Below are 18,915 nucleotides of genomic sequence, written 5' to 3' on the forward strand. Positions count from 1 at the left end.
AAATGTGATGATCATAAGGACCATAAAGAAAAATGTGTTTGCGGCAGTGACTTTATCTTGCTCGAGTTAACAAAGGACGCTGAATCGGTAAGTCTGCGAGAAATAGAAATCAACGGTGGTTTTAGAATTGAATGGGTAAATGTAGAGTTTCCTGAAGGTTCTTGCATAGCTGTAAATGTTAGTAATATCATTTATGCTGGTGTTAATGCAAATATTGATAAAGAGAAATTTTCGATTGGTCAAATGACTACTGAACCTGCACCTGCACCCGAACCCGCTGAGCCCGAGGCCTAGTTAAAGAAATATAATAGAATACCGACCTCAATACCTGTCGATAAGGTTTTGGGGTCGGTTTCTTCTATTTAATTCTAAATTAATTCTAAAATTTATCAGCTAATATTAAACCATAGTCAATTCAGAGTGGGGTAACTACTCTGTTGATATAGATTACCTCCCGATTTTCCGTCTGTCTTAGGGCAGACGGTTTTTTGCTAATACAGGGTTGAGAGAGGTTGGATTATGGACTAATCTGAAAGGAAATCATAAACATTTTGGTTTGATTTGATGGCAGGATTGTCTCGTAAAAATACTTTCTCTTTATTTTTAGCGATTGCAAAGTCCATATCTTTTCCGGCAGACATTAGCTGATTGGTGGTTTTTGAAATAGTTCGGAACTTTAGATATGAGCTATTATTTCGATATGTCATTAATTGACCACCTCTGCAACACTATTTAAATTGTTCTTCTTGTTTTGCATAGACATCTTTCTGAATAGGTGGCGTCTCATTGCTCCTATTTTTAACGGTGTGCGGTAATTTGTAGCCGAGTTTTTCGCCGTAGCCGTCGGAACTTTTCAAAAGAATCACCTCCTAATGCTAGTTTGACCAGAACGAGAATATCAAATCCGGGCAGTAAAAAACTGGAGGTTCAAATAGACGTATTGCTTTATACAATATACAAGAAGATAGAGCTATCTCTACAATTGACAGAATATACAGAAAATAGTACAATTAAAATAACAGAAGAATAGAGAGGAGGCCTCCGCTATGGATACGATTAGACTTTGTATCATTAGTTTTGGAGTAGCTAGCCTGTTATCTCTCTGTGTTGTGTTAATTGTTTGTTTTAAAATCAAGGGTAATTAAAACGAGCCTGCGGGCTCTTTTTTTGCCGCCAGTCATATTCACAATTTATGATGCATAAGTAAAAGCATAGTTTAACTGTGACGACCATAATATTGAATGCAATTTTGAACTTGAATTATAATTATCTATATGGTAATATTATCAATGGATAGGATTTTTTAGAAAAGGATTAAATTTATCTAGAATATATATAATTAGGGGGAGAAGAAAATGAAAAATTTAAAAGGCACTAAAACGGCTGAAAACTTGCTCAAAGCATTCGCAGGTGAGTCCCAAGCTCGTAATCGCTATACTTATTACGCCTCGGTAGCGGAAAAAGAAGGCTATAAACAGATAAGAAATATTTTTATTGAAACAGCCGACAATGAAAAAGAGCATGCAAAAAGATTTTATAAGTTTTTACTCGAAGGATTCCAAGGCGAACTGCCGGCAATGATTGAGATTACTGCTGGTTTTCCTGTTGCTCAAGGCTGTACGCTGGACAACTTGAAGGCAGCCGCTGCTGGTGAAAACGAAGAGTGGTCTGACCTTTATCCCGCTTTTGCCAAAGTTGCTGAAGAAGAAGGTTTCCTGGAAATTGCTAAGGCTTTTAACATGATTGCATCGGCTGAAAAACGCCATGAGACACGTTACGTAAAATTAGCGAATAATATCAGCGAGGGTAAAGTATTCAAAAAAGATAGCAAAGTATTGTGGAAGTGCGGCAACTGTGGTTATGTACATGAAGGAGAAGGTGCGCCTGATTTATGTCCGGCTTGTATCCATCCTACAGCCCACTTTGAAGTATTCGTTGAAACTTACTAATTTACCTACAAACATTAAGCGGAGCCATTATGGCTTCGCTTTAATTTTTACTTTGATTAACAAGGTGGAGTAATTAGTGGGCTAGCATATCGCTAATTTGTATGCTGATGGCTACAGCGCAGAAGATTATAAAGCAGTTAAGATGATTTTTAAAATGGGGGACATAGTGGGAGGCTATTTTTTTTTCTCTTGTCAATACTAATGTTAAATAGCGTAATAGTGAGGGAGTATATGACAATGCCAAGCTCACGCAATATTAGTATTGAAAAAGTTCGTTATCATGACTTGAATGACTTAGAAAAGATCTTTACTAAGGAATTTGGCGAAGAAGTAGACGTCGCAATAATTAGGCAGCGTATTCATCGAATCCGGCAGTTTTATTTTGTGCTATTACCGCTTAGCGGTATTTCGTTGTGGCTTAAAAATCTGTTTAGTATCTATATTTGCCGGGTGGATGGAAAAGTTGCAGGCTTTATGCAGGTATCCTTTTTTAATCGCGGCCAATTGCATTTGGATTTCATTGCTATAAATAAAAAGTACCGCGGCCAAGGCTTGGGGACTTTAATTCTGCGCAAACTGATCGATGGGGCGGCTCGTAATAATTACGATATTATTCTTGAAGTAAGAGCAGACAATCCGGCCTACAACCTCTATAAACGCCTGGGCTTTATTGATAAGGCCCAAATCCTTCATTATGATAAAGATATTGATAAAAGCCTCCCTGTGCCGAATACGGCTAAGTCGCGGCTTGGTGGGCTGCGCAAGCGTAATAATAATGATTGGCAGCAAATTTACGAGCTTTATCTTAAGAGCCTGCCTCTGAAGTTGCATCAAATAGCTCGCCGTGAGGTTCGTGAATTTAATCCAAACTTGTTTACCAAATCTCTTGAGTGGTTTAAAAACTATATGATGGGCATTGTTAAGCAGCAGTATGTTCTCGAAAGGCATGGCAGGATTGTCGGTAGTCTGGAATTACAAAGCTATTTAAAAGCACAGTCCCATATTATGAATGTAATGCTCGACTCCGAGCATGAATATTTGCGTGAACGGGTTTATATACAAGCTCTTCAATTACTCCGAGCATATAAGAGAGGAACAATCAGCACGACAATTTACCGTGATGGTATTGAAAAGCAGCAAGCACTGGAAAGGCTCGGCTTTGTAGAAAAAGAGGCATATTATTTAATGTTTCGCCCGGCGCATTTGCAGAATAAGGCTGCTCAGGAAAATAAACGCCATTCGGAAGGGGATTCTAATAAATTGCTGCCTCAAAAATTGCCGCGTCCGGAATATGTTGCTATAGAGTAAAAACTGCCAAAAGAGCCTGCGGGCTCTTTTTTGAGGTCCTGTCGGCACTTTGACATATTAAATAAATATAAGTACAATAAAACGAGAATTCACTGGATATCTATGGCAAGTAAATCAGGTTAAATTTTAATAGAAGGTGAAGTTTATGATTACAGTAAGAGAAAAAGTCCGTTTTGTTGAGACTGATATGATGGGTGTTGTTCATCATTCCAATTATTTCCGCTGGTTCGAGATGGGACGGGTGGAGTATTTAAGGCAAGCGGGTATTTTGTTGACTGAGATGATGGAGCGCGGTATTTTATTCCCGATAACAGAAGTAAGCTGTAAATATCATTCGTCGGCAAAGTTTGATGATTACATATTAATCGAAACCAAAATGATCGATTATTCCCGAGTAAAGATGGTTTTCTCTTATGAAGTGCGGCGGGAAGCGGATGGTATTCTTTTGGCAACTGGCCAAACGACGAATCTATTTACGACAAATGGAAAAATAACCAGGCTGCCTGCTGAGTATTATAGCAAGTTGGAAAAATTTACTGTAAAATGAATATGATGTTCATTGAAAAGAGACACTAAGATACAGGGGGCGGCAGTATGGGAAATAATGCGCCAATAGGGGTGTTTGACTCTGGGATCGGCGGGCTGACCGTAATGAAAGAATTGATTAATTTACTGCCAGGCGAGAATTTTATTTATTTTGGCGATACGGCTCGGGTGCCGTATGGATCGCGGCCTCCGGCAGAAATAAAGGAATTTACCGATGATATAATGCGATTTTTATCAGCGCAGGACATAAAAATGGTTGTAATGGCTTGCAATGCTATGACCTCAGTTAGTTATGAGTTTGTTAAGGAGAAATACAAACTTCCTACTGTTGGCGTTAATCGCGGCCTAGAAAGGGCAATTAAGCTAAGCACTACCAAAAAAATTGGGGTTATTGGCACGGTTGCAACAGTTACCAGCCGCTTACATGAAAAGGAGTTATTCATACAGGATTCAAATGCTAAGATTTACGCGGTTGGGTGTCCCCAATTAGTGCCGTTGATTGAGAGCGGAATTTTAGAGGGACCGCAGATTGAGGAAGCTGCTGCTGAATATCTCCTACCGCTAAAGCAGGCAGGGGTAGATGTTATAATACTGGCATGCACCCATTATCCATTTATTACGGAGGTTATCAGCCGTTTCATGGGCAAGGGTACGGCTATTATAAACCCGGCTTGTGAAACAGCTCAGGACGCTTGGGAAATCTTGAAAAAATCTGATCAGCTGGCGGCTAGAGGGCAAGGTTCAGTAGAATTATGCTTTTCGTCCGACCTTGAACAAGCCGCACGGATGGCAGGACATCTATTTGATACTACAGCTGTTAGCTTTAGGTTGGTCAATCTGCAAGATTTTCGTTAAAGACCTAGAAAATTTGGGGAATTTTTGGTATAATTCTTAGTTGTAGTTTATATTGGTGTATATGGAGGATTTGTCGTGGAGTTTTTGTTTGGTTTAATTGTGCTGGTTGTCGTGGTTGTTCTCTCAGTTTGGATTTATATAGTCCGTCAAGGCGACGCCGAGTTTGAATTCTTAGTCGACCAGCGCACAGAGTTTACACTTGTAGACATGACGGAAAATACAGCAACTTTTTCGTGCAAGGTTCCGTTTGTAAACAAAGGAACACAAGATGGTACAATTATGGACGCCTATACCCGTCATCTTCTACCGTATGAGCAGTATGATGGCGTAGAGGTAAACTCACGCTTGGAACTTGAGACAGCTCCACGTACCGACGGCTACTTTGAGGCTTTGATTGTTCCCAAGACGACTGGTCAGGCTGTTATTGTTACAGTTAAATTAACCGCCAAAAACGGGAATATCCGTGAAGCTCTCGGCCAAATGGTGGACATGCCCATTGATATTGTGTACCAAATAGTTGCACGCAGCGAATGGTATATTACCAAAAACCGCTTAGTCATGAAGTCGCAGGAAATAGCAAAAGCAGCAGGCTTAAAACGCGCCGTATAGAATCGGTGCAGGAGGTAGTGTCATGGCAGAATTAGAACTTAAACCGGTACGTACCCGGATTTTAACTCCAGAAGATAACATTGTTGACGCAATTATAGAATATGCCCAAGATGATATTGGTCCCGATGATATTGTGTCGGTAGCAGAAAGTGTTGTTGCAATTACACAGGGGCAGGCTACTAGACCGGAAGAATTAAAACCGTCTTTTTTAGCTAAGGTTATGTGCCGGTTTGTACCGCAGAAGGGCAGTTTATCTAGCTGTTACGGCATGCAGGCCGCAATTAATGCAGAGGGTCAATGGCGGGTGTTTTTTGCCATGATTATGGGCTTTTTAGCTAAGATTATTGGTAAAGACGGCGTCTTTTACGAACTGGCCGGCAGACAAGCGGCCCTGATTGATGATGTTACCGGTACAATGCCGCCGTTTGATAAACATATTGTATACGGTCCGGACAATCCTAACGGAGTAGCTGAAGAGATCAAAAGCCGCTTGGGATGTTTTGGCGCAGCGGTTGCCGATGTTAATGACCTTAAACGGGCTGCAGTGCTGGGGATTTCATCTGGTTTGGACCCCGAAAGGTTGGCGCAGATCCTCATTGATAATCCCTTTGGCAATGCTTCTCAGAGGACGCCTATCGTTATTATCAAAAATTATGGAAAAGTTGAGGCAGCAGCACAGGCTAAAGCTTTGGGTTAAATGACTACGTAAGAGGATAGAATAACACTATCCTCTTTATTGTTTAAACTAGAAGATTGCAAGGAGGCAGTAATACGTGGCCCGCATTGGAATAACAACTACGGTGCCGGTTGAAATAATTTTGGCCGCCGGTCATATTCCTATAGATATTAATAATATTTTTATTGGGGACGAAGGCGCGCAGCGGCATGTGCAGGCTGCCGAGGACGCCGGTTATCCTCGAAATATCTGCGGCTGGATAAAGGGGTTATATTCTGTTGTTGTAAACAGTCCTGATATAGACAAAGTGCTAGCCGTTACTCAAGGCGACTGCAGTAATACTCATGCTCTGATGGAAACTTTTGAACATGCCGGTATTAGTACAATACCGTTTGCTTATCCATTTGACCGGGATTATGACCTTTTAAAACTTCAGATGGAAAAGCTTATGAAAGTCCTTGGAACCGACTGGGACGCTGTCCAAAAGACAAAGCAGCGTTTGGATAAAGTAAGGGCCAAAGTTAGAGAAATCGACCGCCTCACTTGGGAGGAAAACACTGTAAGCGGGTTTCACAATCACCTGTATCAAGTATCGTGCAGTGATTTTAATGGTGATGTGGAAACCTTTGAAAAAGATGTTGATACATTTATTGTTAAGGCCGAAGCTGGAGATGAGTTTAATGAAGAGCTCCGAATTGGTTACATAGGCGTACCGCCAATTTTTACTGACCTTTACCCCTATCTTGAACAAATGGGGGCTAGGGTGGTATTTAACGAGGTGCAGCGGCAATTCGCAATGCCGAATGAGGTTGAGGACGTGGTTGAACAATATCGGCTATACACATATCCGTACGGTGTTTTTGGCCGGATAGACGACATTCGTAAAGAAGCTGAGAGGCGTAACCTTGATGGAATCATTCATTATGTTCAAAGTTTCTGTTTCAGACAAATTGAGGATATGATTCTTCGCGAACGTTTAGATATCCCTATTCTGACAATCGAAGGTGACAAGCCGGGCAAGCTTGACGCGCGGACGCGGCTTAGAATTGATAGTTTCTTAGAAATGCTCCGGTGAGGTGATTAGATGAGATGCGGGATTGATTTAGGCAGTCGCAGCGTAAAATTGGTAGTAATGGACGGCGAAGAAATAAAGTTTGAAAAAGTTTATGAAACCGTTGAATTTTATCGTAATTTTGGTCGACGAACCGACGAGGGTATGGTAGTCGACTTTGCTGCGCTTGAAATAGGTGAGGTAACGCAAGTTACGGCTACCGGTTATGGCCGAAATACTATTGATATTGTCGGCGCGACAGTTATTGCGGAGCTCAAAGCCCATACTGCAGGTGCTATCTGGCAGACCGGCCTAGAAGATTTCACTTTGCTGGATCTAGGCGGGCAGGATAGCAAGGTAATTAAAGTGCGCAAGGGCAAAATGGTAGGCTTTGAAACTAATGATAAATGTGCTGCGAGTACAGGCCGCTACTTGGAAAACATGGCAACTGTTCTGGGAATCAGTTTAGCCGAAATGAGCAGCTATAGTGAAAACCCGGTCGAATTGAATGCCACTTGCGCAATCTTTGGTGAGTCAGAACTTATCGGCCGAATTGTTGAGGGTCATAGTATTTCGGCATTAGCTGCCGGTGTCAACTATACCATTTTTAAGCGGATTAGACCGATGCTGACGGCTCTGGCGAGCGAGACTATAATATTTACAGGTGGGGTTGCCTTGGGTAAGGCTATTCGCGAACTGATTGAGCGCGAACTCCAAGTTAAGGTGGTTGTGCCGAAACATCCGCAATTGAATGGAGCAATCGGCTGTGCAGTATATCAAGCGAAAAAGAGGCGATAAATGTGCTGCTGGGGATTGATGTGGGGGGGACTTTTACTGATGCTGTAATTATTGCATCGGGCAGGATATTGGCTAGCGCTAAGAGGCAAACTACGCATCACGACCTTCTGGAAGGTATTTTAAATGTCCTTGATGATATACTTCCGGCTATTGACCAGTCAAAGCTTAAAAGGGTAGCTCTTTCTACAACTATTGTCACAAATGCGTTAATCGAAGGCCGGATTGAAAAGGTGGGGCTGTGTCTTGTTCCCGGACCAGGGTTTGACACTAGCAAAATTATTCCCGCTCCGGCCTTTATATTGTCTGGTTATATCGATCATCGCGGTCGGGAAGTAAAAAAAATCGAAAAGTCCGAAATCCAGGATTTTTGCAGGCGCAGCGCCGATATCGACGTATATGCCGTTGTCGGTAAGTTTGCAGTGCGGAATCCTAAACACGAGACACTGATGGCTGAATGGATAAAAGATGAAGCTAAACCAAGCCATATAACAATCGGGTCGGCAGTTTCGGGCAGTCTTAATTTTTGGCGGCGGACTAACTCAGCCTATTTTAATGCGGCCGTTTGGAGGCAGTTTAGCAATTTTTCTGCGGCCGTTGAACGGGCGTTGTTGCAAAGAAAGATTAGTGCGCCGGTTTACATATTAAAGGCCGATGGGGGAACGATGCCGCTGACGGCAGCCAAAACCCTACCTGTAGAGGCGGTTTTCACTGGGCCGGCTGCAAGTGTTTTAGGTATTATGGCAATGTATAATTCAGATCGTCCAGCAGTATCGGTAGATATCGGCGGGACGACAACCGATATTGCCCTTTGGGAAAATGGCAAGCCGTTATTTTCATCACGCGGCGCAATGATAAAAGGCTTTCCCACCTCTATTCGTTCGCTTCGCCTGAAGTCAGTTGGAATAGGCGGCGATAGCTTTATTTGGCGTGAGAATGGTGAATTAAGAGTCGGGCCAATGCGAAAAGGTCCGGCTATGGCAGCCGGCGGGAACTGGCCAGCTTTATCTGACGCCATGATTGTGGCAGGTTTGGCTAGGTTTGGCGACAAAAATAGAGCCCTTCAGGCTATTTCTCAAGTAGCTTTACCAGGGCAGTCGCTAACTGACGCTGCCTGGGCGGTGCTGAATACTGCAGCTGAAATTGTCAAAAAAGCTATCAATGATATGATTGACGAGCAAGCTGCTGAGCCTGTTTACCGGGTTGAGGATGTTATAAAAGCTGCTCGGTTTAAACCTGAGACCCTGATTGGAGTAGGCGGCGCAGCTGGCGGTCTGTCGCCTGTTATCGCCAAGCAATTCGGGATTCCTTGCCAAGTGCCAAACGGCGCAATGGTAGCAAACGCAGTCGGAGCCGCGGTTGCGCGCCCGACAATTGATATTACGCTCCGTGCTGATACTGCTGAAGGCTATTATTCGGTAGCTGAACTTGGTGTTAAGCAAGCTCTCGCCAACCGCAGGCTAAGTCTTTCGGACGCCTATCAATTAGCCGTTAAATATTTGCAAGAGCGGGCTCGCCAGGTCGGGATAGACGCCTCAGATGTTGAGGTTGTTCAACAGGAAGAGTTTAATTTAGTGAGAGGTTTTAACTCGACTGGTAAGATAATTAGCTCTCGTGTCCAAATTAAACCAGGTGTACTTATGCCAATTGATGATAGCGGGGCAAAGGGGGTATTGGAATGACTGCCAAAAAACCGCTTGGTCTGGTGTTTTTCCCGGCCTTTGACTGGGCAATAACGCCAACTCATCCCGAACGTCAGGAAAGACTCTTATATACGCGTGATCAGATTGTGGAAGAGGGTCTTTTAGACATGCCTGAAATCTGCGAGTATAGACCGCGGCTGGCCACGTATCAAGATATTGAGCGAGTTCATCTCGGAGTGCCTGATATAGCCTCTTTAATTACCGATGCTCACTTAGTGTCGGCAGGCGGGGCAATTACGGCAGCCGAGGCTGTATTGAAGGGCGAGGTGGCCCGCTCTTTTGCTTTAGTGAGACCTCCCGGTCATCATGCCATGAAGGTTGTACACGGCACGCGGGGTTTTTGCACAATAAATATTGAAGCAATTATGGTGGAATACTTACGTAAATACTATGGCATTAAGAAGGTCGCCATTGTTGACACTGATGTTCATCATGGGGACGGGACCCAAGATATTTTTTATCATGATCCTGATACGTTATTTATTTCATTTCATCAGGATGGTCGTACATTATATCCTGGAACAGGTTTTATGGATGAGATGGGCAGCCCTAACGCCTATTGCTCTAATATTAATATTCCGCTGCCGCCTGGGACAACTGACCAAGGTCTTCATTATGTACTTGACAATCTAATTGTGCCGATGTTAGCTGATTTCAAACCTGATCTCGTAATTAACTCAGCCGGGCAGGACAACCATTACAGCGATCCTTTAGCCAATATGGCTATAACTGCCCAAGGTTATGCCCGGTTGGCCGATAAGCTTAAGGCCGATATCGCCGTTTTAGAAGGTGGGTATTCGATTGAAGATGCCTTGCCCTATGTTAATGTTGGCATTATTTTGGCGATGGCTAATTTGGACTATCGAAAAGTTGTTGAACCGCATATTGAAGATTGCCCGAACCAAAGCGAAAAAACTACTTTGTATATTAGACAAATAGTCGATAAATGGCGCGGGATTTGGGCAGCCCGTGATTCTCTCAGGCGCGAAGCGATAGCGAAGGCTGGTGACTTCTGGGTCAGCCGGCGCGGCATATACTATGATGACAGCGGCATTAATGAGGAACGCCGTGAACGAGTGCGGGTGTGCCCGAAATGCTCTGGTTACTTCACTGTCGAGACAGAGGCCGAAGGATATGGTTTTGGGGCGAAGTCGGCATTTGCGGCTGTTGTTCCGCGGGATTCCTGCCCGCGTTGCAGAAAACAAGCCAAAGATGAAACGATTAAGGCAAGAAACCAGGGCCGCTATGGCCATTATTTTATCCAAGATAAGCAACAGGACGTTTTTGAGAAGTTATAGCGATAAGAAACAATACTTAGGAGGTAACCATGACAAGAGTCGATGGACGCGATAAAGATGAACTGCGGAAAGTGAAAATAACACGCGATTATTTAAAATACGCTGAGGGGTCAGTTTTAATAGAAGTCGGCAATACAAAGGTTATTTGTGCGGCAACAATTGAAGACAAGGTACCGCATTTTTTGAAGGGTACTGGCGAAGGATGGATTACAGCTGAGTATTCACTTCTGCCGCGGTCGACTCAGACGCGTAACGCCCGAGAGTCGGCGAAAGGCAAATTAACCGGCCGCACGCATGAAATTCAGCGGCTGATTGGCCGAGCGCTGCGCAGTGTTGTTGATTTGAAGGCGTTGGGGGAAAAGACTATCTGGATTGACTGTGATGTTGTTCAGGCTGATGGCGGGACAAGAACAGCTTCTATTACCGGAGCTTTTGTTGCCTTGGTTGATGCTGTCGATAAAATTTATTCAGATTCGGCCAAACCGTTCCCAGTTAAAGATTTTCTTGCGGCAATTAGTGTAGGAATTGTCGGCGAAGATGCTGTGCTTGATTTATGCTATGAAGAAGACTCTAATGCTGTTGTAGATATGAATGTTGTCATGACGGGGTTTGGGCAATTTGTTGAGGTCCAAGGTACTGGTGAAAAGCACCCGTTTACCAGGAAGCAGTTTAATGACATGCTGGAGATTGGTGAAGCCGGTGTGAATAGACTGATTGACTATCAGAAAGATATTTTAGGACCGCTATCATGGAAGGTGGGGCGTGAAGGGTGATTGAGATAGTTATCGCCACTAAAAATGCCGGTAAGGTTGCTGAGTTTGCCGCTGCGTTGGCTGAATTGCCGGTGAAAGTTTTGTCGTTAACTGATTTTGGTGAAATTCCGGAAGCTGTTGAAGACGGTAGCACCTTTGCTGAGAACGCCGAAAAAAAAGCGCGTCATTACGCTCACCATACCGGCAAAGCATGCTTGGCTGATGACTCTGGGCTTGAGGTTGACGCTTTAGGAGGAGCGCCCGGCGTATATTCGGCGCGCTATGCTGGCGAGCATGCTACCGATTCGCTGAACAATATAAAGCTGCTCGATGAACTTATGAAAACAGGGAGTGATAATCGTTCCGGTCGATTTCGCTGCGCGTTGGCGTTTGCTGCCGACGATGGCAAAATCATTACTGCTGACGGAATATGTGAAGGTATTATTTTAGACAAGCCGCGCGGAAACGGCGGTTTTGGCTACGATCCGCTGTTTTATGTCCCACAATTCGGCAAAACATTTGCAGAACTTACTGTTGCTGAAAAAAACGTTATAAGTCATCGGGGTCTCGCCATAAAAAATATGGCGGCCAAGCTGGTAGGATTTTTTAGATGAAGATCGGTGTTATTAGCGATACACATGGCAACATGACGGCGATAAAAAAGGCAGCTGAAGCGGCGGGGGCAGTTGACCTTTGGTTGCACTGCGGCGACTATAGCTGGGATAGCGATTACCTCAAGAGATTAACCGGTGTGCAGGTGATTGCAGCCAAGGGAAACTGTGATGGCGGTGCACCGACCAAGCTTGACGAATTTTTAAACCTCGAAGGACTGTCGATATGGCTGACACATGGACATCGCTACCATGTTAATCAAGGATTAGCGGAACTTCGATTTTGGGCAAGACAGTATGAGGCAGCTATCGTTGTTTTTGGTCACACTCACATTCCGGAATTAATAAAAGATGCTGAATCTTTACTGTTTAACCCCGGTAGCGCATCGCTGCCGTCTAATAATCAAAAGCCTACCTTTGGAATTATAACTATTGATGGAGATAATATTTCCGCCTGCCAAATCGAATTACTATAGAAATAAGCGTCATAAAAGGCGCTTTTTTTTATGTAATGCATATATTGTATTGATGGCTGCAGCCGCAATATAAAGTATGAGGGGAGTCTGGAGATGGAAGGTGAACGTCAAATACTAAAAGGGGCCGGAGTTTGTATTAGGTTCCTTGCTTTATTGATTGATGCCTTGGTTTTTTTGCCTATTTCTTATATTATTGCCGTTGTTTTTGGCACGTATGGATCTAGCGGTTTTGAGTTGGAAGGTCCGGGATTATTGTTAAGCACTTTGTTGGGCTTAGCTTACTATGTGTTGTTTGAAGGGAAAAAAGGTGCGACTCTAGGCAAGATGGCAGTCGGGTTAAAGGTGGTCAAGTTGGATGGAAGTCCTTGCGATGTCCGGGCAGCTGTGCTGAGAACAGTGCTCCGGGTTATTGACGCCTTGCCGGCCGCCTATATAATTGGTGTAATTTCAGTATGGGTAACTGAACTAAATCAACGGATTGGTGATAAAGTCGCCGGAACAATTGTAGTCCGCGTTAAAAATCTTAAATAATTCAGCATTGATAAAAGACTTAGGCGTAAAGTTCGCGCCTAAGTCTTTTATTGGGTTTAAATGGTTAGGTAAATTTCCCCAAAAGCATTGTCTTTTGAATACGCATATGGGATAATATATTCATAAAAAGTAATTGGACTAATGGATTAATCCAATATGCGAGGTAAATATGATTCTACAACGTTTTGGGATGCCCATATATCTTCAGGTGAAAAACTACATTCTGGAAAAGATAAAGGCGGGTGATTATAAACCTGGTTCCAAACTGCCTACCGAGCGGGATTTATCCGCTGAACTTGGTATAAGCCGGAATACAGTCAGTGCCGCCTATAAAGAGCTTTTAATGGAAGGCGTGCTTGAGGCTCGACAAGGCCGAGGGACGTTTGTTAAAGCTGTTGCAGACGATGATTTTCAAATAGACGCCGCCGGTAGTAAGCGGGAGCGACTACTCAGGCTAATTGACAATGCAATGGCGAAAGCGCAGGAATTGGGTTTTTCATTTGAACAGTTTGCTGCTATTGTCAGAATACGGGCTCAGGAAAAAGCTGTTGCAGTTCGCAGTATGCGCATAGCAGTTGTAGCTTGTGCCCCTGAACATGTGCATCACTATGTAAGTCAGATTGGTCAAACGGTCAATGTTAGTTTTGAAGAAATTAGTCTTCTGGAGTTGAGAACGGGAAAAGTTCCGGCAGAACTTCTGGTGGCATGCGATCTTGTTGTTACAGCAGTTGAACACAAATCTGAAGTAGCCGATTTAATGGGAGGAGATAAAACCAAGCTAATTACTGTAGCTGCCGTTCCGAACTTAGAAGCTGTTATTAAATTAGCGAGACTGGTAGTAGGAACAACAGTTGGAGTGGTTGCTGTCAGCAGTCATTATTTTGAATTATTTGAATCATTGCTGAGCAAGAATATGATTAGCGGGCTTAACCTTCAAGTTTGTTACTCCGATGATCCCGAACAGCTACGGAAATTTATTGCGCAGCAAAGCGTTATAGTGGTGGCCGATGAACGCCAGAATGCTGTTCGACGATATGCGCAAGAAGGTCAGGATATAATACCCTTCTATTATGAGATTGATCAGGGGTCTTTAAATCAGCTGCTGGCCAGATTGATTACGCCAGTATAAAGGGTAACCATAATACAAATGAATATCATCAGTGTGGAATAAGCAGTGTGAACTGCCAATTTTTAAAATGCAAAGGGGTTTTAATACATGGAGAACAAGGTAAAAGTAGTTTTGGGTGTTATCGGTGCAGATTGTCACGCTGTAGGTAACAAAATTCTCAATCACGCTATTACCGCAGCGGGGTTTGAAGTGGTTAATCTGGGAGTTTTAGTGCCGCAGGAAGACTTTGTGAACGCTGCAATTGAAACTGATGCTAAAGCTATATTAGTAGCTTCGCTTTATGGACATGGTGAAATAGATTGCCGGGGACTTAGAGATCGCTGCCGTGAGGCTGGAATTGGCAATATTCTTCTCTATGTCGGCGGTAATCTTGTAGTTGGTAAAACTGATTTCGCCGAGGTTGAGAAAAAATTCACCGAAATGGGTTACGATAAGGTTTATGCGCCAGGTACACTGCCTGATCAAGTAACGGAAGATTTAAGAAGCGATCTTAAAAAGCGGGGGCTTTTAAGTGAATAATGTATTGCTCATTGATTTTGGCAGTACTTATACCAAAATCACGGCAGTAGATGTTGAGCGCGAGGCTATTTTGGGTACGGCCCGCGGGATAACAACAGTCGAAACTGATATCATGGATGGCTTGAATCAGGCTCTTGAGGATTTATTCCAAAAAACCGGAAAGCTTGAATTCGTCAAAGTGCTAGGCTGTTCGAGTGCGGCCGGAGGACTTAAAATGGTGGCCGTTGGTCTGGTGCCGGAACTCACGGCGGAAGCTGCAAAACGTGCAGCGCTAGGAGCAGGAGCAAAGATTCTCGGGGTATTTGGCAATGAGTTAAGTGAATATGAGATTGAAGAAATCGCGGCAATGAAACCTGATATTATCTTGCTGGCAGGTGGCACAGATGGCGGCAATAAAGAAGTCATTCTCCATAATGCCAATATGCTAAAAAACTTAGGCCAAGATGTGCCGATGGTAGTTGCCGGCAATAAATCGGTTACGCCGACGATAGTAAAGATTCTTTCTGAGACGATGACCGAAGTTCGTCATACTGAAAATGTCATGCCTAAGCTTAATGAATTAAATATCCAGCCGGCCCGGGAAACCATCCGCGAGATATTTTTGAAACGAATTATCGCAGCCAAAGGGCTCAACCGAGCCAACAAGTTTGTCGATAAAATGGTCATGCCGACCCCGGCAGCCGTTCTTACGGCAGCTGAATTGCTGTCAATAGGCGGTCCGAATGAAACTGGGCTAGGCGATCTTATGGTAGTTGATATTGGTGGTGCAACAACGGATATATACTCGATAGCCAAGGGTGATCCGACCAAAGCAAATGTTGCCCTGCGTGGTTTGCCTGAACCGTTTGCTAAGCGGACGGTAGAAGGTGACCTCGGGATGCGCTACAGTGCCGGAGCGCTGCTCAAGGCGGCCGGAGCTAATATAATTGCCGGCTATGCCGGGATACCGGAAGAAGAAGTTGTCCGATATGTCGATAAAGTAGCTCAAGAAATTGAGTACCTGCCGAAAGGCGAAAAGGAAGAAAAAACGGAAATTGCTATGGGGCGGGCCTGTACCAGTGTTAGCGCCGATCGTCACGCTGGTCACTTGGAGACAGTTTATACATTATACGGCCCGGCGTTTGTTCAAGTTGGCAAAGATTTAACAGCCGTAAAGACAGTAGTCGGCACGGGTGGCGTAATTATCAATAATCCTCAACCTGAGGAGATTCTCAGCGGTATAATGTTCGATCACTCTGTTCCGCATATTTTGAAACCGCAGGAACCTGAATATCTGATCGACAGCGATTATATCTTAGCGTCAATGGGTCTTTTAGGTGGAGAATATCCGGATTTAGCTGTTCGACTAATGAAAAAATATATTGTGCGGAGGGAATAACAGTGGAATTAAAAAATAAAAAGTGGACGCATGCTGAATTTAATGCTGTGCGTGAAGAAGTACTTAAACAATGGCCTACCGGCGACGAAGTCAATTTTGAGGAAGCGGTAAAATATCATGAAACTATCCCGGCCAAGCGGCAGTTTGCAAAACGCTTAATAAAAGCTAAGAAAAATGGCGAAACGCTCACCCAGCCTAGAGCCGGTGTAGCTTTGATCAATGAACATATCAATTTATTGAATTTCCTTCGCACTGAAGGTGAGGCTGATCTTTTGCCGACAACTATCGACAGTTACACCCGGCAAAATCAGTATAAAGAAGCCGAGAACGGCATTGAAGAAAGTAAAAGGGCAGGGCGTTCGCTGCTAAACGGTTTTCCGGCCGTTAACCATGGGGTAAAAGGTGTCCGTCAAGTTGTAGAAAGTGTTGATGCTCCGCTGCAAGTTCGTCATGGCACCCCTGATGCCCGTTTACTTACCGAAATAACGCTGGCCGGCGGTTACACCTCATATGAGGGCGGCGGAATTTCGTATAACATTCCGTATGCAAAGAGTGTATCACTGGAAAAAACAATTCTTGACTGGCAATATGCTGACCGTCTTGTCGGTTTGTATGCTGAGCATGGTATTGAGATCAACCGTGAACCGTTCGGGCCACTGACCGGCACTCTTGTTCCGCCCAGTATTTCCCATGCTATTGCTATTATCGAAGGGATGCTTGCGGCTGAACAAGGTGTCAAAAATATAACTCTTGGTTACGGTCAATGCGGTAATTTAATTCAGGATGTTGCGGCTATCAAGTCGCTTGAGCAGCTGGCCGAAGAGTATTTTGCAAAGCATGGTTATAACGACTGTATTCTAACTACGGTCTTCCATCAGTGGATGGGCGGATTCCCGCAAGACGAGGCTAAAGCCTTTGCGGTAATTTCATGGGGAGCGGCAGCGGCAGCTCTGTCCAAAGCAACTAAAGTAATTGTCAAAACTCCGCATGAAGCACTGGGGATTCCGACGAAAGAAGCTAATGCCCAGGGTCTCAGAGCTACCAAGCAAGCAATTAACATGCTGTTGGATCAGCCCTTCCCGATTACTAAGGAAGTTGAGCAGGAAATTGAAATTATTAAAGCAGAAACGCGTTGTATTTTGGATAAAGTATTTGAACTAGGTAAGAACGACTATGCCATTGGAACTGTTAGAGCATTTCAGGCGGGCGTTCTTGATGTACCGTTTGCGCCAAGCAACTATACCCTCAACAAGATTTTACCGGCACGGGACAATACCGGCGCAGTAAGACTGTTTGATACCGGCAATCTGCCGTTCACCCAAGACCTTGTTGATTTTCATAAAATAAAAATGGATGAGCGCGCGAAAGCCGAAGGCCGCATCGCCAGTTTCCAAATGGTAATTGATGATATATATGCTATTTCAAAAGGCCGCCTTGTTGGCAGACCTAGATAATTAAGAGGAGATGTTCTTAATGAAAATAAAAGACATTGTGTGTTCAAGAGGGCTAACAGGGTTTTATTTTGATGACCAGCGGGCCATTAAAGCAGGTGCTGAGCATGATGGCTTCACATACATTGGCAATCCGGTCACTCCTAGCTTTCAGAAGGTGCGTCAAGCCGGCGAGTGTGTATCGGTGATGATTGTGCTTGAGGACGGACAGGTAGCTTATGGTGATTGCGCAGCTGTGCAATATAGCGGTGCCGGCGGGCGTGACCCATTGTTCTTGGCTGATGATTTTATTCCGGTTATCCAGCAAGAAATAAAGCCGCGGTTAGTTGGTCGTGAGCTCTCATCATTTAAAGCGCTGGCCGAAGAAATAGACAATATGGTTGATTCGAAAACCGGCAAGCGCATTCATACTGCTCTGCGTTATGGTGTAACCCAGGCTATTCTTGATGCGGTAGCTAGAGCAAAACATAAATTGATGTGCGAAGTAATCGCTGAAGAATATAATACTCAAGTTAGTGACAAAGAGATTCCAGTCTTTACTCAATCAGGCGACGATCGTTATGATAACGCTGACAAGATGATTATCAAAAAGGCTCAGGTACTGCCACATGCACTTATTAACCATGTAAAATCCAAGCTCGGCGATGACGGCAGCTTGCTGTTGGAATACGTTGAATGGTTAAAAAACCGCGTTTTGAAGCTTCGTACCGATGAAGACTACAACCCGGTGCTGCATATCGATGTCTATGGCACTATCGGCTTGGCATTTGACAATGATATTGCCAAAATTGTAGCCTATTTTGCAAAGTTAGAAAAAGCTGCTGCGCCTTTAAAGTTACGGATTGAAGGCCCTGTCGACGTTGAGGACCGCGACAAACAAATTGCTATTTTGGCCGAGATTACCGAGCGTGTACATCAGGCTAATATTAAAGTTGAAATTGTCGCTGACGAATGGTGCAATACTTTTGAAGACATCAAACTGTTTGCCGATAACCATGCGGGTGATATGCTGCAAATCAAAACGCCGGACCTTGGCGGTATAAACAATATTATTGAAGCCAATCTATATTGCAAACAAAAAGGTATTGGAGCCTACCAAGGCGGCACTTGCAATGAGACTGATCGTTCAGCACAAGTATGTGTACACATTGCAATGGCTACCCAGCCTGACCAAATGCTTGCCAAACCGGGCATGGGGGTAGACGAAGGATTAATGATTGTCTACAACGAAATGAACCGTATTCTGGCACTGCGTAAAGCTTATTAGTTTTACAAGGC

21 protein-coding genes are annotated in these 18,915 nt (G+C 44.0%); 20 read left to right on the plus strand and 1 reads right to left on the minus strand.

What is annotated here, in order from left to right; genetic code table 11:
• Window positions 1–294: hypothetical protein (locus GX348_10115; GenBank protein NLP42532.1), on the plus strand; the 294-nt coding region annotated here is incomplete at its 5' end.
• A gap of 230 nt (window positions 295–524) precedes the next feature.
• On the opposite strand, the gene GX348_10120 is transcribed toward GX348_10115, so the two are convergent.
• On the minus strand, window positions 525–707 hold the full coding sequence (locus tag GX348_10120; GenBank protein NLP42533.1) for a hypothetical protein: 183 nt from the start codon (window positions 705–707) through the stop codon (window positions 525–527).
• A gap of 648 nt (window positions 708–1,355) precedes the next feature.
• Between GX348_10120 and GX348_10125 the strand changes: the two genes are divergently transcribed.
• The 19 genes from GX348_10125 to GX348_10215 all read left to right on the plus strand — a co-directional run bounded on the left by GX348_10125 (window position 1,356) and on the right by GX348_10215 (window position 18,904).
• The gene (locus GX348_10125; protein NLP42534.1) at window positions 1,356–1,949 is read left to right on the plus strand and encodes a rubrerythrin family protein; all 594 of its coding nucleotides are present in this window, start codon (window positions 1,356–1,358) and stop codon (window positions 1,947–1,949) included.
• A 237-nt stretch (window positions 1,950–2,186) separates the two neighbouring features.
• The gene (locus tag GX348_10130) at window positions 2,187–3,257 is read left to right on the plus strand and encodes a GNAT family N-acetyltransferase (protein ID NLP42535.1); all 1,071 of its coding nucleotides are present in this window, start codon (window positions 2,187–2,189) and stop codon (window positions 3,255–3,257) included.
• A gap of 145 nt (window positions 3,258–3,402) precedes the next feature.
• Complete coding sequence (locus GX348_10135) at window positions 3,403–3,804, plus strand: acyl-CoA thioesterase (GenBank protein NLP42536.1); 402 nt, start codon at window positions 3,403–3,405, stop codon at window positions 3,802–3,804.
• Between the two features lie 47 nt (window positions 3,805–3,851).
• Complete coding sequence (locus GX348_10140; GenBank protein NLP42537.1) at window positions 3,852–4,658, plus strand: glutamate racemase; 807 nt, start codon at window positions 3,852–3,854, stop codon at window positions 4,656–4,658.
• Window positions 4,659–4,733: 75 nt separating this feature from the next.
• Complete coding sequence (locus GX348_10145) at window positions 4,734–5,267, plus strand: hypothetical protein (GenBank protein ID NLP42538.1); 534 nt, start codon at window positions 4,734–4,736, stop codon at window positions 5,265–5,267.
• Between the two features lie 22 nt (window positions 5,268–5,289).
• Window positions 5,290–5,964 (plus strand): F420-0:Gamma-glutamyl ligase, encoded by a 675-nt coding sequence (locus tag GX348_10150; GenBank protein ID NLP42539.1) that lies wholly within the window; start codon window positions 5,290–5,292, stop codon window positions 5,962–5,964.
• A 76-nt stretch (window positions 5,965–6,040) separates the two neighbouring features.
• On the plus strand, window positions 6,041–7,018 hold the full coding sequence (locus GX348_10155; protein NLP42540.1) for a 2-hydroxyacyl-CoA dehydratase: 978 nt from the start codon (window positions 6,041–6,043) through the stop codon (window positions 7,016–7,018).
• 9 nt (window positions 7,019–7,027) lie between these two features.
• Complete coding sequence (locus tag GX348_10160; GenBank protein ID NLP42541.1) at window positions 7,028–7,792, plus strand: 2-hydroxyglutaryl-CoA dehydratase; 765 nt, start codon at window positions 7,028–7,030, stop codon at window positions 7,790–7,792.
• Window positions 7,793–7,794: 2 nt separating this feature from the next.
• A complete protein-coding gene (locus tag GX348_10165) occupies window positions 7,795–9,471 on the plus strand; it encodes a hydantoinase/oxoprolinase family protein (protein ID NLP42542.1) in 1,677 nt (558 codons plus the stop codon).
• Window positions 9,468–10,790, plus strand: a complete 1,323-nt coding sequence (locus GX348_10170) for a histone deacetylase (GenBank protein NLP42543.1) — start codon at window positions 9,468–9,470, stop codon at window positions 10,788–10,790. Before GX348_10165 ends, GX348_10170 begins: the two co-directional genes overlap by 4 nt.
• 29 nt (window positions 10,791–10,819) lie before the next feature.
• Window positions 10,820–11,563, plus strand: a complete 744-nt coding sequence (gene rph / locus GX348_10175; GenBank protein ID NLP42544.1) for a ribonuclease PH — start codon at window positions 10,820–10,822, stop codon at window positions 11,561–11,563.
• Complete coding sequence (locus GX348_10180; protein ID NLP42545.1) at window positions 11,563–12,156, plus strand: XTP/dITP diphosphatase; 594 nt, start codon at window positions 11,563–11,565, stop codon at window positions 12,154–12,156. The genes rph and GX348_10180 overlap by 1 nt, the downstream gene beginning before the upstream one ends.
• Window positions 12,153–12,629 (plus strand): metallophosphoesterase, encoded by a 477-nt coding sequence (locus GX348_10185; protein ID NLP42546.1) that lies wholly within the window; start codon window positions 12,153–12,155, stop codon window positions 12,627–12,629. The genes GX348_10180 and GX348_10185 overlap by 4 nt, the downstream gene beginning before the upstream one ends.
• A gap of 93 nt (window positions 12,630–12,722) precedes the next feature.
• Window positions 12,723–13,160 (plus strand): RDD family protein, encoded by a 438-nt coding sequence (locus GX348_10190; GenBank protein NLP42547.1) that lies wholly within the window; start codon window positions 12,723–12,725, stop codon window positions 13,158–13,160.
• Between the two features lie 169 nt (window positions 13,161–13,329).
• Window positions 13,330–14,289, plus strand: coding sequence for a winged helix-turn-helix transcriptional regulator (locus GX348_10195; protein NLP42548.1), 960 nt, complete (start codon window positions 13,330–13,332; stop codon window positions 14,287–14,289).
• Window positions 14,290–14,376: 87 nt separating this feature from the next.
• On the plus strand, window positions 14,377–14,808 hold the full coding sequence (locus GX348_10200) for a methylaspartate mutase subunit S (protein ID NLP42549.1): 432 nt from the start codon (window positions 14,377–14,379) through the stop codon (window positions 14,806–14,808).
• The gene (locus GX348_10205; protein NLP42550.1) at window positions 14,801–16,186 is read left to right on the plus strand and encodes a MutL protein; all 1,386 of its coding nucleotides are present in this window, start codon (window positions 14,801–14,803) and stop codon (window positions 16,184–16,186) included. The genes GX348_10200 and GX348_10205 overlap by 8 nt, the downstream gene beginning before the upstream one ends.
• A gap of 2 nt (window positions 16,187–16,188) precedes the next feature.
• Window positions 16,189–17,640: a methylaspartate mutase subunit E gene (locus GX348_10210; protein ID NLP42551.1), complete on the plus strand. Its 1,452-nt coding sequence runs from the start codon at window positions 16,189–16,191 to the stop codon at window positions 17,638–17,640.
• A gap of 19 nt (window positions 17,641–17,659) precedes the next feature.
• Entirely contained in the window at window positions 17,660–18,904 is a 1,245-nt protein-coding gene (locus GX348_10215) for a methylaspartate ammonia-lyase (protein NLP42552.1), read from the plus strand.
• Window positions 18,905–18,915: the final 11 nt, after the last annotated feature.

This window comes from Veillonellaceae bacterium, from assembly GCA_012523975.1.
In the GTDB taxonomy this organism is placed as follows: domain Bacteria; phylum Bacillota; class Negativicutes; order JAAYSF01; family JAAYSF01; genus JAAYSF01.